Annotated in this window: 19 protein-coding genes; 7 read left to right on the plus strand and 12 right to left on the minus strand. The window is 60.5% G+C overall.

Features of this window, described 5'->3' with window-relative positions; all coding sequences use genetic code 11:
- Positions 1-3: 3 nt before the first annotated feature.
- The 3 genes from ACFPFW_RS12780 to ku all read right to left on the minus strand — a co-directional run bounded on the left by ACFPFW_RS12780 (position 4) and on the right by ku (position 2,265).
- Complete coding sequence (locus tag ACFPFW_RS12780; RefSeq protein ID WP_114956882.1) at positions 4-486, minus strand: DUF4142 domain-containing protein; 483 nt, start codon at positions 484-486, stop codon at positions 4-6.
- Between the two features lie 281 nt (positions 487-767).
- Positions 768-968, minus strand: coding sequence for a DUF3606 domain-containing protein (locus ACFPFW_RS12785; protein ID WP_114956881.1), 201 nt, complete (start codon positions 966-968; stop codon positions 768-770).
- Positions 969-1,401: 433 nt separating this feature from the next.
- Complete coding sequence (gene ku, locus ACFPFW_RS12790; protein ID WP_114956880.1) at positions 1,402-2,265, minus strand: non-homologous end joining protein Ku; 864 nt, start codon at positions 2,263-2,265, stop codon at positions 1,402-1,404.
- Positions 2,266-2,369: 104 nt separating this feature from the next.
- On the opposite strand from ku, the gene ACFPFW_RS12795 reads away from it, so the two are divergent.
- Together ACFPFW_RS12795 and ACFPFW_RS12800 are read left to right on the plus strand one after the other, a co-directional pair.
- On the plus strand, positions 2,370-2,606 hold the full coding sequence (locus ACFPFW_RS12795; protein ID WP_114956879.1) for a hypothetical protein: 237 nt from the start codon (positions 2,370-2,372) through the stop codon (positions 2,604-2,606).
- A gap of 115 nt (positions 2,607-2,721) precedes the next feature.
- The gene (locus ACFPFW_RS12800) at positions 2,722-2,946 is read left to right on the plus strand and encodes a hypothetical protein (protein WP_114956878.1); all 225 of its coding nucleotides are present in this window, start codon (positions 2,722-2,724) and stop codon (positions 2,944-2,946) included.
- Between the two features lie 15 nt (positions 2,947-2,961).
- Here the strand turns inward: ACFPFW_RS12800 and ACFPFW_RS12805 are convergent, their stop codons facing one another.
- Positions 2,962-3,255: a hypothetical protein gene (locus ACFPFW_RS12805; protein ID WP_114956877.1), complete on the minus strand. Its 294-nt coding sequence runs from the start codon at positions 3,253-3,255 to the stop codon at positions 2,962-2,964.
- The gene (locus tag ACFPFW_RS12810; protein WP_114956876.1) at positions 3,255-4,007 is read right to left on the minus strand and encodes an SOS response-associated peptidase; all 753 of its coding nucleotides are present in this window, start codon (positions 4,005-4,007) and stop codon (positions 3,255-3,257) included. Before ACFPFW_RS12810 ends, ACFPFW_RS12805 begins: the two co-directional genes overlap by 1 nt.
- 592 nt (positions 4,008-4,599) lie before the next feature.
- Between ACFPFW_RS12810 and ACFPFW_RS12815 the strand changes: the two genes are divergently transcribed.
- The 3 genes from ACFPFW_RS12815 (at position 4,600) to ACFPFW_RS12825 (ending at position 6,453) form a co-directional block, all read left to right on the plus strand.
- On the plus strand, positions 4,600-4,983 hold the full coding sequence (locus ACFPFW_RS12815; protein WP_379770992.1) for a hypothetical protein: 384 nt from the start codon (positions 4,600-4,602) through the stop codon (positions 4,981-4,983).
- Positions 4,984-5,413: 430 nt separating this feature from the next.
- On the plus strand, positions 5,414-5,596 hold the full coding sequence (locus ACFPFW_RS12820) for a hypothetical protein (protein ID WP_162799655.1): 183 nt from the start codon (positions 5,414-5,416) through the stop codon (positions 5,594-5,596).
- 44 nt (positions 5,597-5,640) lie between these two features.
- A complete protein-coding gene (locus tag ACFPFW_RS12825) occupies positions 5,641-6,453 on the plus strand; it encodes a nickel-binding protein (RefSeq protein ID WP_114956872.1) in 813 nt (270 codons plus the stop codon).
- Here ACFPFW_RS12825 and ACFPFW_RS12830 read toward each other — a convergent pair.
- Entirely contained in the window at positions 6,441-6,608 is a 168-nt protein-coding gene (locus ACFPFW_RS12830) for a pyocin activator PrtN family protein (RefSeq protein ID WP_379770995.1), read from the minus strand. The two genes, ACFPFW_RS12825 and ACFPFW_RS12830, sit on opposite strands and share 13 nt — an antisense overlap.
- A gap of 312 nt (positions 6,609-6,920) precedes the next feature.
- Here ACFPFW_RS12830 and ACFPFW_RS12835 point away from each other — a divergent pair, with 312 nt between their 5' ends.
- Both ACFPFW_RS12835 and ACFPFW_RS12840 read left to right on the plus strand, forming a co-directional pair.
- Positions 6,921-7,817 (plus strand): aldo/keto reductase, encoded by an 897-nt coding sequence (locus ACFPFW_RS12835; RefSeq protein WP_379770998.1) that lies wholly within the window; start codon positions 6,921-6,923, stop codon positions 7,815-7,817.
- On the plus strand, positions 7,817-8,500 hold the full coding sequence (locus ACFPFW_RS12840; RefSeq protein WP_114956870.1) for a DUF6064 family protein: 684 nt from the start codon (positions 7,817-7,819) through the stop codon (positions 8,498-8,500). Before ACFPFW_RS12835 ends, ACFPFW_RS12840 begins: the two co-directional genes overlap by 1 nt.
- 97 nt (positions 8,501-8,597) lie before the next feature.
- Here the strand turns inward: ACFPFW_RS12840 and ACFPFW_RS12845 are convergent, their stop codons facing one another.
- The 6 genes from ACFPFW_RS12845 to ACFPFW_RS12870 form a co-directional block, all read right to left on the minus strand.
- Positions 8,598-9,092: a hypothetical protein gene (locus ACFPFW_RS12845; protein WP_162799654.1), complete on the minus strand. Its 495-nt coding sequence runs from the start codon at positions 9,090-9,092 to the stop codon at positions 8,598-8,600.
- An 83-nt stretch (positions 9,093-9,175) separates the two neighbouring features.
- Positions 9,176-9,421 (minus strand): transcriptional coactivator p15/PC4 family protein, encoded by a 246-nt coding sequence (locus tag ACFPFW_RS12850; protein WP_114956868.1) that lies wholly within the window; start codon positions 9,419-9,421, stop codon positions 9,176-9,178.
- A complete protein-coding gene (locus ACFPFW_RS12855; RefSeq protein WP_114956867.1) occupies positions 9,418-9,705 on the minus strand; it encodes a winged helix domain-containing protein in 288 nt (95 codons plus the stop codon). Before ACFPFW_RS12855 ends, ACFPFW_RS12850 begins: the two co-directional genes overlap by 4 nt.
- 236 nt (positions 9,706-9,941) lie before the next feature.
- A complete protein-coding gene (locus ACFPFW_RS12860) occupies positions 9,942-10,136 on the minus strand; it encodes a helix-turn-helix domain-containing protein (RefSeq protein WP_114956866.1) in 195 nt (64 codons plus the stop codon).
- A 72-nt stretch (positions 10,137-10,208) separates the two neighbouring features.
- Complete coding sequence (locus tag ACFPFW_RS12865) at positions 10,209-10,856, minus strand: hypothetical protein (RefSeq protein ID WP_162799653.1); 648 nt, start codon at positions 10,854-10,856, stop codon at positions 10,209-10,211.
- Between the two features lie 17 nt (positions 10,857-10,873).
- Entirely contained in the window at positions 10,874-12,082 is a 1,209-nt protein-coding gene (locus tag ACFPFW_RS12870) for a tyrosine-type recombinase/integrase (protein WP_114956864.1), read from the minus strand.
- Positions 12,083-12,387 lie beyond the last annotated feature (305 nt).

The raw sequence follows: 12,387 nt of genomic DNA on the forward strand, positions 1-12,387 counted from the left end.
CGATCACTTGTTGTTGAGGTCCTTCACGTGCTCTTGGTGCTCTTTGAGCGTGGGCAGCGTCTTGGCCGCGAACTCCTTCAGCTTCGGCGTCTCCGCTTCCGTGCTGAACTTCGTGAACAGCGCAACCGCCTCATCATGGGCCACAACTTGCTCGTCGATATAAGCCGCGTCGAACTTCTCGCCCTCGGCCTCCTTGAGCTTCTCGACTTTCGCCAGATGCGCGGCGTCGAGTTCCTTCGGTGCATCGGGCGCGACCGCCATCATCTCCTTGCCGGCCTTGGTGTGATCCGAGATCATCTGCTGCGCGAACTTCTTGATCTCGGGATCCTTGGCCTTCTCAACTGCGACCTTGCTCGACTCGATCTCGAACATGTTCGACATCGCGGCTTTCGTGACAAAGACATGATCGGGGCCTGCCTTGTCCTGAGCCATCGCACTGCCGAGCGACAGCCCCAAAAGCGAGGCGGCGAATAGGTACTTTTTCATCGGTTCCCTCCTGAGAGGTACGACAACCGAGATAGGAGGCGGACGTTCCACTTCGTGCGTAATTATGCACTCAGCAATGGCATCCGCTCCGGATCTTCTTTCAAGGGCCACCCGCAACAGCCCCGGTTACGGCAGCAGCTAGAGCAAGCAAGTCAATGGTGCCGTCGGCTTTCGCGGTGTCACCCTGGATCGCTATCTGAAGACTATGCGGCTTCTCCTGGGCCTGTCGGCGGAGTTCGTCGATCAACGCCTGCCTGATCTGATCCTCCACGTCTTTCTCCTCAAGCTGATCGCCGCTCCGCTGTGAGTTTCGCCGCCTCGGCCATCAGCGTCTCTCGGTCGTTGCCGTGCTTTTCGATCAACTCGCGGGCTTGGTCGATCGAGACGCCGGCCTCCTTCGCGAAGTAGTCGATCTCGTATCGCTCGTCGCCGGCAACGCGGCTGCGATCACGTTCATCCTGTTTCGATTTGTCGTCTGCCATGGGGCCTCCTTTGATTTCAGAGGAAGCGCTGCGCCGCCCGCGAAGTTCCCCGCGCTAGAAGACGCCCATGAGCAACAGGACTAGGCCTGTGAAGATGAGCGAAATCAGAATTGACCCCGCGCATCCCAGTTTGTTCGAGAAAAGGAAGAACATCAGCGTTCAGCCGCGCCCGCGTCACTGTCTCGGTAGAAGGCGGCAGTGGCGGCGTTGCCCCATTCAACCTCAACCGATCCACTCCCGCACTCGCTGCAATTCAAAACTCGCGATAACTCGGCCAATGTTGTGTCGACAGTGACGCCGTAGTCGGCCAGGTCCGCCCAGTGTCTCGCGGCGCGATGCTTACAAGACAGGCAGCGCACGAGGAGAAATTCGTCGGAGGCTGGTCGGCCAATCGCTACCGACGCTCCTCCATGGTCCGATTTCGAGCCCATGATCATGCGGATTTCTTTACTGGTGCCTTAGCGGCGCCGCGCTTCTTGCTCTCGGCTTTCGGCCGCTTCTTCTCCTCGGCTTCGATAGAGCGGCGCAGCGCATCGAACATGCTGACAACCTTCTCGTGCTTCTGCGGCGCATCGGGAGCGGCCGGTGCGGGCTTGAGCACGTGGCCCTTCTGCTTATCGCTGAGCATCTTCTTGACCGCGGTCTCGTAGCGGTCCTCGAACTTCGAGGCGTCCCATTTGCCCATCATCGTCCTGATGACCTGGCGCATGGTCTCGACGTCCTTTTCGTCCGGCTTCACACCGGAGATGCGCTCGAACCCGGCGGCCTCGGAGCGGACCTCGTAGGGGTAGCGCAGCGTCGTGATCAGGATGCCCCTGTCGCGCGGCGCGACCAGAACCCAGCGCTCGCGCTTGTTGATGGTGACGCGGGCGATGCCGTTTGTCTTGGTTGCGGCCATCGCGTCGCGGATGACCGAGAACGCCTCGACCGCGACCTCGTCATCAGGGACCAGGTAATGATGGTCCCCGGTCCAGAGCCAATCGACCTCATCCTTGGGAACGAACTGATCCACATCGATCGTGGTCCGGCTCTCCAGCGCTATCGCTTCGAAATCCTCCTCCTCGACGATGATGTGCTCGCCCTTGGCGTATTCGTATCCGCGGGCCCGGTCCTCGTTCTCGACGACGTCGCCTGTCTCCGCGTCGATCCACTGCATCCGGAGCCGGTTCCCTGTCTCCTTGTTCAGCGTGTGGAAGCGGGTCTTGTCCCGATCGGTCTGGGCTGGGGCCATCGCCACGGCGCAGGTGACGAGGGAGAGCTTGAGGTAGCCTTTCCAGGAACGAGTGGTGGGGGCCATGACGCGATGCTCCGGTTGCGCGGAGTCGAGTCGTTTCGAAGCAGAATCGTTCCATTTGGAACGAATCCGTGACGAGGCGACTCGGTTCCTAAAGGAGCACAGCCATGTTCTCGAATTCTCCAGCCCTCACGCGGATCGTCGGTGGCTTCCGTCGACTACAGGGCCTTATGCGCCGGCGCATTGAGCCCGGCAGCCGAATGACGGATGTCGAATTCAAAGACAGCACTCTTGAAATCGTCGATGACGAGCGGATTAACGAGGCACTGGACCAAGCTGAGCGCGTGATTGCCTCCGCGCCGCCAGCCCCCGCCAATGAGGGCGAAAGCCGCAGGGCGTCCTAGGCCGGGCATCGGACATTCGGGAGTGGACGTTCGGGCGATGCTAGCTATTCGGATGACCTCGATCTCGCTCGGCCGCCAGTCGGAGCCATATCAATCGTCCCGGCGTTATTGACGCATGAAAACGTTTCGCGCCTTCATCATGAACGACGACGGCAACTTCATCGCGGCGCACGTCCTCGATGAAGTCGAGACCGACGAGCAGGCGGTCGAAGCGGCCAGGATGTTCGCTTACAAGAACGCGATCGAAGTCTGGCAGGGCGACCGCCGCATCGCCGAACTCGCCAAGGGTGGCGAGATCCGACATTACAGGGACGCACCGGCCCGCCGCCCTGACATCTAGCTCCGAGACCGAGCACTAGGCCGGATGTAGCTGCCCGATCTCATGGCCGATGGCCTGGATCGCCTTCAACAGCCAATGGTGGCCGGCGACCAGCCAGACGCCGGTTGATGACGGCACCACATCCACGTCGCGGTGTGCTGCCAATTGGCCCTTCAGCAGTGGCGCGAGCGCGTTGGGGTCGCCCGGCACCAAGGCGCAGAAAGCCGACCATTTCCGGTCGAACGTCTTGCCCTGACCGCGAAGATCCTCGACCTCGAACCATGCCTCACCGATCTTGGCGAAGTCTCGCCTGACGATATCGAGCTTCATCAGCCGCCACCCAGCCAGCCGCCCGCCGCGGCCAGTTCAACGCTGTCCTCTTTCACGCCCCGGGCAACGATCGTCAGCGCTTCATCCGGCAAAGGCCGCTGCAGCAATCCGGCCTCGCCCCATGGTGCCCGCATCCAGATGTCGAATTCTTCGGTTGTGGTCAGGATCACGGGCATAGCCTTTGGGTGGATCGGCTTCACAACGGCGTTCGGCTCGGTGGTCAGGAAGCCATAGAGGTCAGCCGTCTCCGGCCCGTTCTTCACCTTCCGGACACTCGTCCATTGCGCCGTCCAGATCCCTGCAAAGAAGGACAGCGGGCGCTCTTCGGAGAACGCGAACCAGATGTCGCCGCCTGCATCCTTGTTGAACTCGCTGAAGCTCGTGAACGGCACCAGACAGCGGCTCTCAGGGCCAAGCCAGCGACGCCAGTGTGACGATGACGTGTTGCGGATGTTGGTGACACCTCGATCTGGCTCGTTCGCCAGCAGATCCTTGAAATCGACGGCCTGCCCCTTCTCCTGGAGCTTGGCCGCGCGCTTCTTCGCCGCCTCGAACTGGATGTTCTGCGGCGACGGCATCCCCCAGCGCGCAGTCACCAGCTCGCGGCCGTCCGTCCCGTTAATCACGATGGGCGCCGAATAGTCGGGGAAGATGCCGGGCATCGGCGGCAGGTTTCCGGTGCGGTCATGGAATGCCCGCGCGAGCTCGCGGATCGCCTGCTGGCCCTTGGTCTGGCTGTACAGGTTGCACATGGCCTTCACCTTTCATGGCCGGGATCAGGGGTCAACGCCGCTTCCTCGCACCCCGGGCATTCGTCAGATAGCTGCGGACCCGGATCGTCTCCGCCTCGGCCGGTGACGGTCGGCTGATCAGCACGACCACGCGGCGAGAACGGCATTGGGGACAGATCAACCGCTCCTGCAACATGTCGATCGGGAACGGCCCTCCCCTGGTAGCAATCAGCGTCGGTAGATCCAGCTCCTGCTGCCAAAGACACCGGCGCACCGATTTCATCCCATCTCGGCCGCCATGAGCGCACCGGGCCGTGAGCGACCAACCGGCAGCGAAAGCCTCCTCTAAGGTGTGGATCGACATCGGAACAGAAAGAGAACAAATAGGACTAGAGTCAACGTACAGGATACGGCAATGCCCCTCCGCCTCGTCCGCCCACATCTCCGTAATCGGGCTCGCGAACCGAGTGATCGGCACTGGTCAGCGGTCACGGGCGATTTCGAACTCGGAGGCTTCAGCCAGCACGAAGGTGGCCCGCGCGAAGGCCAGTGGTCCTGGAGCATTTACGCGCTCTATGACCATTCATTCCTCAAGCACGGCTCGGAGCCGACCTTGCCCGAGGCGATGCAAGCCATGTCGGCCGCTTGGCGCGGATGGCTGAAGCGAGCGCGGCTTTTCGAGGTCGTCGCGGGGCATCCTCGGCCGCAGCGATCGGACGATCCCCTGCCGCTCGCCCCCGGCAGCAGAAACAATCGCTGGTTCGCCATGTGCGGTGAAATCGACATGGGCTACGTCGAGCTCGCTCATGACCTCCATTGCGGCGAGTACTGGAAATGGGGCTTCTACAAGCCGCCTCCGAAGCAAGGTGCCTTATGGGGCATTGCGAATAACCAAGCAGAGGCCGCGACTGAGGTGACACGTCGATTCCGAGATTGGCTTGAGATGACCGATCTCGCAGAGTGCATCGGCTTGCAGGCCGGTCAGCAGGCAACCTAGCGTGGCCTAGACCCGCATGAGCAGGTCAGGATTCGGGTGGTGGGTGACTCAGTCTGCCTTGTCGACGGCTTGATGATAGGTGCGATGCACAGGCACGCCGCCAGGCTCGACCTCGAACTTTTCGAGGATCGCCGCGATCATCACTCGGACCCGCCGATTTTCTTGCCGAGCCTGATGTTCTATTGTTTTGCGCACTGCCCGAACCGCATCGTCCACATAAGACGTGCCATCATCCAGGCATCGACACAAAGACTGCCGTCAGCATCCTCGCTAATGCGAAAGCGCTGAATTGCGCGCCGATTCTGTAGCTTCTTCAAGGTCTCTTCCATTCGCTCCTCCGGAAAAGAGAAATGGACTTTCGATCCAACTGTTCCGCTCGGTTGATTCCTCGCGCTCCCGGTCTATGCTCAAGGCCACAAAGGGGGTCAGAATGAGCAAGACTGTCGAAGTCGAGTTGCCGGACAACGTGCTGGCGGCGCTTGAAAAATGGATCGCGGGAGAGCCGAAACCAAAGCCGACGATAGGGAGCGCTGTTACGCTTGGCGTCTGTGAATGGCTAGCTGCCATGGGGCGGCTGCCGGCGGAGGCATGTGCCGAGGAGGAAGCCGCGTAATCGGCCGCGACTTACCCAGCCTGAACTAAACCGAGGACCGTTACATGCCGATTTTCCTCGACCGACACGATCTTAGTGGCCTCACCGCAACCGACATCGCCGAGGCACATCGCAAAGATTTGGAAGTCCAAGAACGCTATGGGGTCCGCTTTCTCACCTACTGGTTCGATGAGGCCCGCGGAACCGGATTCTGTCTTATTGATGCACCTAATATCGCAACGGCGATGCGGGTCCACGACGAAGCTCATGGGGATGTCGCCCAGGACGTAATCGAAGTAGACCTCTCGGCCGTCGAAGCTTTTCTGGGGCGGGTGTCCGATCCACCGTCTAATGGCCCAGACGCGAGGGTCAATTTCGACGCGGCCGTGCGCGCTATTATGTTCACTGATATCGTAGACTCGACAGCTATGACGGCGCGGCTGGGAGATGCTCGGGCCGTGGAAATGGTTCGCGCCCATGACGCAATCGTCCGCCGTGCGCTCAAGGACAGCCGCGGGCGGGAGGTCAAGCATACGGGCGACGGGATCATGGCCTCCCTCGATGATGCCAATGCTGCAGTGCAATGCGCTCGGGCGATCCAGCACGGCTTTGAGGCTTTCAACCTCGCCAGCAAAGAGAAACTGCATGTGCGCATCGGTGTAGATGTCGGCGAGCCTGTCGCCGACAGCAATGATCTCTTCGGGTCGACTGTGCAAACAGCGGCTCGTCTGTGTCAGGCGGCTGAGCCGGACGCAATCTTGGTCTCAGGCGCGGTCCGCGATGCTATCAGCGACACTTCCGAGCTTAGAGAACTCGCACCTCGTTCTCTAAAGGGGCTTGCTCGTCTCGTCTCTGTCTACAGCGTTCAGTGCCGCTGAGATCCAGTTGCAGACCGCAACTGGCTGAGCTCTTTAATAGCGAGCTGACGACGTTCGTCGATGTAGTCGGCTAAGTCTCGTAGGTGGACACCCTTGGCGCTCTTCTGGCTGTTCTCGATCCGGACCACTGGGATCTTGATCTCGCCAGCCAACACCTTCCGCAGGAACTTCCCAGGCGTCAGGTGACGGAAGTAGTCCCGGCAGCGGCCTTAAGCGGAATGACCGCCTTCCCGTCGTACTCGCCATGAGGAGGAAAGCTGTGTTCATCACGCGTCCGCTTTGTGTTTGGTTCCACCCAGATGAATTGTCGTGGGATGTCGTGCTGACGCTTCCCTGCAGGGTTTTGATACAATTGGGTCCGCGCAGAGAAGGCAAAATTGTAGAAAATTCGTGAGGAACGACCGTATCGCGGTGTGAGCAGACGGGAGACCGCCATGGTCAATGATGGACCGACGCGAAGAGATGTTATGGCGGCTGCAGCGGCTATCACTTCTGCGGCTCTCGCACCCGGTATGGAAACACAGGCTCAAGATCAGAGCCCACTCCTGCGTTCCATCCCATCGACCATGGAAAGGATTCCGGCCATCGGTCTGGGATCCTGGATCACGTTTAACGTCGGCAATGACGACGTGTTGCGCGACGAATGCGCAGCGGTGATGGCGGCCTTCTTCGATGCCGGTGGGCGGGTCATCGATTCCTCGCCGATGTATGGATCCTCGCAGGCGGTGATCGGCCATGGTCTCGATAAGCTTAATCGGCCTTCCCAGCTATTTGCTGCTGACAAGGTCTGGACGTCTTCAGGCAGCCAGGGGCCGGCACAGATCGAGCAATCGCGCAGGCTATGGGACGTGCCCCGTCTCGATCTGCTCCAGGTTCATAACCTGCTCGCCTGGGAGAGCCACCTGAAAACACTCTTCGATATGAAGGCGAGCGGAAATGTCCGTTACGTGGGCATCACGACTTCCGAGGGGCGCCGTCATGATCTCCTCGAAGACATCATGCGAACGCAGCCGCTCGATTTCGTTCAACTCACCTACAACATCGATGATCGCGATGTGGAGGAGCGCATTCTGCGTCTCGCCCGTGATCGCAGCATCGGCGTGATCGTCAATCGCCCGTTTCAGCAGGGAGCGCTGACCCGTCGGCTCGAAGGGACGCCGCTTCCGGAATGGGCTGGCGAAATCGGCGCAACGACGTGGGCGCAGTTCATTCTCAAGTTCATTCTTGGACACCCGGACATCACCGTCGTGATCCCGGCGACGACGCGCGTCGATCACGTCCGGGAAAACCTTGCGGCAGGGTCCGGTCCACTGCCCGATGAGGCGATGCGGAGCCGCATGATCGCCTACGTCCAGGACCTTTGATGTCGGAGTGGTGGACCTACAGGCTTCACGACTTCCTGTTGTTCTCGCCGCGGGTCTACTGGCGCGTGTTCGAACTGCACAATGAGGCGGTCTGGCCGCTTCAAATCCTGACCATGGCCGCAGGCGTCGCGATCCTCATCCTGCTCGTCCGGCCGCGCCCGCGGTCGCATAAGATCATTTCGTTCCTGATGGCGATGCTCTGGATTTGGGTGGCATGGAGCTTCCTGTGGAACCGCTATGCCTCGATCAACTGGGCTGCGCCCTATGTCGTCCCGGCCTTTCTGATCGAGGCGGCCCTGTTCCTCTGGGTAGGATGTTACCGAGGTACGCTGCGCTTCCCAGGTCCGGGTACCCGTCGCGCCGTGGGTCTTGGCGTCGTCGTCTACGCGGTCTTCGTGCACCCGCTCGTTGCCCTTTTTGCGGGCAGACCCATCGAGGCCGCTGAGGTCTTTGGCATAGCCCCCGACCCTACAGCCATCGCCACGCTTGGGCTTGCTGTCCTTGTACCGCGTCTGGGGGTCGGCTGGTTCCTTGTGGTGATCCCGGCGCTGTGGTGCATCGCAAGCGCGGTAACGCTTTATGCGTTGGAAGCGGCCGATGGCTGGATACCGCTCGCTGCCGCCGGTGTGGCATTCGGGTATCAAACGTGGCCGCGTAACGTGATAAAGCGACCCGCTCACTAAAAGCACGCTCCGAAAGACGTTCAGAACATGCTCCGGCTACGCCTTCACCTGGTATACTATATGTGTATGAAAAGAGGGCACCGAGGCGCCCCCTAAACTAGGCCTGACGGTACGAATTCAGGGCCACTACGGCACCGTTCTGACCACCCAAATGGGCCTCTCGGTATGAAAGTGAGGCCTCGTCAGTATGAAAACGAGGCACCGAGGATTTTCTTTCATGCCACTGCCTGAAGTCCTTTGTGGCGTTGGCGTCGTCCGTCGGGTGGGCGGTTAGAACCCACTCGCTCTGGTGACGATCCTTGCGGTGAAAGGTGCCCTGTAAGCGCAGTCGGATAAAGCCCTTCTCCTGCAGCTCCTTGAGCGCCCGACTGGCAGTGTTCTTGTTGATCCGGCAGTGCTCCGCTGCCTCCCGGCACCCAAAGCCGATGCGGCCGTTGTTGACGCCGTTATAGCGGTGTTCGATCTCGACGTAGATGGCGCGCGCTTGTGGCGATAACGACCGCCAGGCCTCGCTCTCGACGAGCCAGTGATACAAGCGAAGGTGCCGAGCTTCTTTTATCGATCGGCCCTTCTTGTTCGCGGTGCGTGGCACGGTTCACTCCTCCCCGCCTGAGAAGCGACCTCGAAGAACAGAGGGGCTTTCACCCCCCTGCCATTCGTTGTGCGAAATAGCGCTCAATCCAGGGTGCCGTGAAAGCCGGCGGCTTCGCCAGCGGCCGCAGCTTTCTCCAGAGCTCGGATCAAATCCGGGATCTGGTGAAGCCGCAGCGACAAGCCATTCTTCGTCGGGATGACCGTGCCGTCGTCCTTCCTAGCCCAAGCGCGAACATGAGCCAGGGCGTGCCCCTTGAACTCTCCGACGGCGACGCGAAAGTCCTCGCGAGAGTTCTTTTGGAACTCGGCTACGATGATATCGCTCATGCCCGCACCTCATCGATGATGGTGACCGGCGTGGCGAGCTTGTAGCGGGCATGCGTGCCCGCATACGGGCCGGCGTGGCTCTCGTCGATCGTCTCGACCGCGACGCCTTCACGCCGCAGCTTGAATACGTAGTCGGACCAACGTGGCCCGGGCACTTCGATCGGCGTCACGCCGCGTTCCCCGGCTCGCGTGAGCTCGGACAGCGCCCAAGCCTGACGTCCCTTGAACTTCAACACGGGACCATTTTCGCCGCCGATTCGGGCCTTCAGTTCGAGGATAGCCATTAGCGCGCCTCCCTCGGACCCAGGCCGGCGCCGGAGGCCAGCAAGTTGGCGATGGCCGGGCGCACACCGTAGCGGGCACACAGCCAGAAAGCGGCGGGTGTCAGCCCGCAAATGTCATTGGTATTCGGTGGGATTTGGGGTATGTTTTTCATGCTTTTGATTTCCTAGATCGATAGCGAAAAATCCGACCCGGTGCAGTTGCGAGCTGCGCTGGGTCGATTGCTTTCAAGCATGCGTCATGCAGCACGGCCGGTGACTAGCGCCGGCAGGCTGGCGATGAACGCCTCCAGATCCTCAGTTTTGATGAGAGTGCGCCGTCCACATTTGACGGCCTTGAGAGCGCCCTCGCCTACGGCTTCGTAGATCTTGGAGCGCCCGATACCCGAGACCTTGGCGGCCTCGTCGATGTGGTAAGCAAGTGGTTTGTGCATGTCCGTCCCCGCGTGAATTGCGATGAGGGATCATGGCGGATGGATCAGGGTTAATGTAGAATGGTGCGAAAATTAATATTTCCTCGCTTTTGCACCATGCTGATTACTCGCGTGTCGCCGCGCTTTCTTTAGAGCGTCGGCGATAGTCTCGCCGCTGTACGACCTCCCCTCCTCTGGACGCACGCCGAACTCGTCGCAGAATGCTATGGCAAAACGAATGTACGGGCTATTGGCGGGTGGGCTGCGTACTTTCTTAGTCTCAACTCCCCTCCCGATCGTAGCCTTGTGGCCGAGATACTTCTCGTAAACATGAGGAAGGCGCTCTCCCGCCAAGAACACGAATGCGCTGCCCACATCCTTGAATGCGCCCGGGGAGCTATAGAGGTCTTCCGCCTCCCGCGCTTGGTCCACTAGCAAGTGGAGAAAGTCGAGAACTGCATCATCGGGCTGATCGATACCGACCATACGAAGCTGTTCCGCCTTGCTGAGTGCTCCAAGCAATTCCACAGCTGAGGAGCCAATCTTCGCAGCCACTTCTTTACGCCGGCGGCGCTCCGGTTTCTTGGCTTGGGACGCGTACATCTTGTACCAAGTGAGGCAAAATGAAAGCGCGGAAGCTAGCCCCTCTCTATCGATATCGGTCGGGACCTTGAAGCGACCACCTCTAGCTGTGGCTTCTAGGATGCGATCGACCGACTTTAGGTCGTCGGGCGAGACCAAGCTGAGACTGCGAGAGCTCATCGTCTACCCAGTCTGACTACGTTGGTTGAAGCCGACGAGGCAATGAACTCCGCCCAAGCGGCCATTAACTTACGCCGCTTCTCCAAGGCATCGCCACGCCGGTATGCGCGCTCGGTCTCATCACCGACAACATGAGCCAAGGCGGCTTCTGCAACCTCGCGTGGGAACGATGTGCATTCGCCAGCCCAATCGCGGAACGACGATCGAAACCCGTGAACCGTGAAATGGCCGTGCTTCATCCGCCGGAGCACCATCGTGAGTGCCATCACAGAAAGCGGCCTGCCTCGTCGTTGCCCTTCGAAAACGTAGTCTCCAGCATCATCCGTGCGCCTGGCGTTTCGTAGCCGCTCCAAAATATCGACACATGGTCCGGCCAGCGGCACGCGATGCTCACGCGACGCCTTCATACGCGCCGCCGGGACGGTCCAGAGCTTCTTTGCGAGATCAATCTCCGACCAGCGAGCACCGAGCACTTCGCCCGAGCGGGTCGCCGTCAAAACGCAGAACAGCAGCGCTTGAGCGGAAATGGAATTGAGTTGGCGCAGATCGGAACAGAACGCCGGCACCTCGGCATACGGCATCGCAGCGTGGTGGCCCCGGCTCAGCTTCTGGCGCCGTGGAAGCAGGTTCTTGAGGTGTCCTCGCCACAGGGCCGGGTTCTCGCCTGAGCGATAGCCAAGCGCCTTCGCAGCGTCGAGCACCCGCTCTATTCGGCCACGGAGGCGAGAGGCGGTTTCGGGCTTGGTGGCCCAGATCGGCTTCAGGACGCGGAGAACGTCCTCGGTGGAGATTTCATCGACAGGCTTTGACCGAAGCGGCTTGGCATATTCGGTCAGCGTCATTTCCCACTGGGCCTTGTGCTTGGCATTACGCCATTCCGAACGCAGGGATTCGATCAACTGATCCGCGCATTCTCCGAATGTTGGGACACGCCTCATGGCTTTGCGGGATTCGATCGGATTGCGGCCGGCGGCTACTTCCGCCCTCGCCTCGCCCGCGAGTTCCCGAGCACGGGACAGCGAGACAGCCGAGAGACCGCCAAGGCCCATCTCGCGAAGCCGGCCACCGAAGCGGAAGAGGAAGACCCAGCGCTTAGCCCCGTTCTTATCGATGACGAGATAAAGGCCGTTCCCGTCCGCATGACGGCCAGTTTTGGTGAGCGCGGCGACGCCGCGAGCACTCAGCCTCTGTGTCTGCCTCGGCAAGCGTCACCCCAACAATTACCCCAACAGATGACGCGGATTCTAGCGAACGTTCGCGAACGAAGGAAGACGCAGAAGCCTGTATTCCCTTGATAACTCAGGGGCGAGAAGTACGAAGGAGAACAAGCGCGGACATCGATTTGGCGGACTCCGTCTCCGCCACAAATCTCGCCTGATCCTGTTTTCGGAAAGCGCAGCCTGGCCCTGCCCGGCGAGCAAATGTCGCGATGACTGGTGAAACCGTCGAGGCAGGAACCGCAACACATCCACATTCAGCTCAACGGTGACGGTGTCATCGCGCTCGTATC

The sequence above is a fragment of the Flaviflagellibacter deserti genome (genome assembly GCF_042652085.1).
GTDB lineage: Bacteria > Pseudomonadota > Alphaproteobacteria > Rhizobiales > Methylopilaceae > Flaviflagellibacter > Flaviflagellibacter deserti.

Coding starts and splice junctions, on each gene's coding strand:
- ACFPFW_RS12780 (WP_114956882.1), bottom strand. CDS start 486: ATGAAAAAGTACCTATTCGCCGCCTCGCTTTTGGGGCTGTCGCTCGGC.
- ACFPFW_RS12785 (WP_114956881.1), bottom strand. CDS start 968: ATGGCAGACGACAAATCGAAACAGGATGAACGTGATCGCAGCCGCGTT.
- ku (WP_114956880.1), bottom strand. CDS start 2,265: ATGGCCCCCACCACTCGTTCCTGGAAAGGCTACCTCAAGCTCTCCCTC.
- ACFPFW_RS12795 (WP_114956879.1), top strand. CDS start 2,370: ATGTTCTCGAATTCTCCAGCCCTCACGCGGATCGTCGGTGGCTTCCGT.
- ACFPFW_RS12800 (WP_114956878.1), top strand. CDS start 2,722: ATGAAAACGTTTCGCGCCTTCATCATGAACGACGACGGCAACTTCATC.
- ACFPFW_RS12805 (WP_114956877.1), bottom strand. CDS start 3,255: ATGAAGCTCGATATCGTCAGGCGAGACTTCGCCAAGATCGGTGAGGCA.
- ACFPFW_RS12810 (WP_114956876.1), bottom strand. CDS start 4,007: ATGTGCAACCTGTACAGCCAGACCAAGGGCCAGCAGGCGATCCGCGAG.
- ACFPFW_RS12820 (WP_162799655.1), top strand. CDS start 5,414: ATGAGCAAGACTGTCGAAGTCGAGTTGCCGGACAACGTGCTGGCGGCG.
- ACFPFW_RS12825 (WP_114956872.1), top strand. CDS start 5,641: ATGCCGATTTTCCTCGACCGACACGATCTTAGTGGCCTCACCGCAACC.
- ACFPFW_RS12835 (WP_379770998.1), top strand. CDS start 6,921: ATGGCGGCTGCAGCGGCTATCACTTCTGCGGCTCTCGCACCCGGTATG.
- ACFPFW_RS12840 (WP_114956870.1), top strand. CDS start 7,817: ATGTCGGAGTGGTGGACCTACAGGCTTCACGACTTCCTGTTGTTCTCG.
- ACFPFW_RS12850 (WP_114956868.1), bottom strand. CDS start 9,421: ATGAGCGATATCATCGTAGCCGAGTTCCAAAAGAACTCTCGCGAGGAC.
- ACFPFW_RS12855 (WP_114956867.1), bottom strand. CDS start 9,705: ATGGCTATCCTCGAACTGAAGGCCCGAATCGGCGGCGAAAATGGTCCC.
- ACFPFW_RS12860 (WP_114956866.1), bottom strand. CDS start 10,136: ATGCACAAACCACTTGCTTACCACATCGACGAGGCCGCCAAGGTCTCG.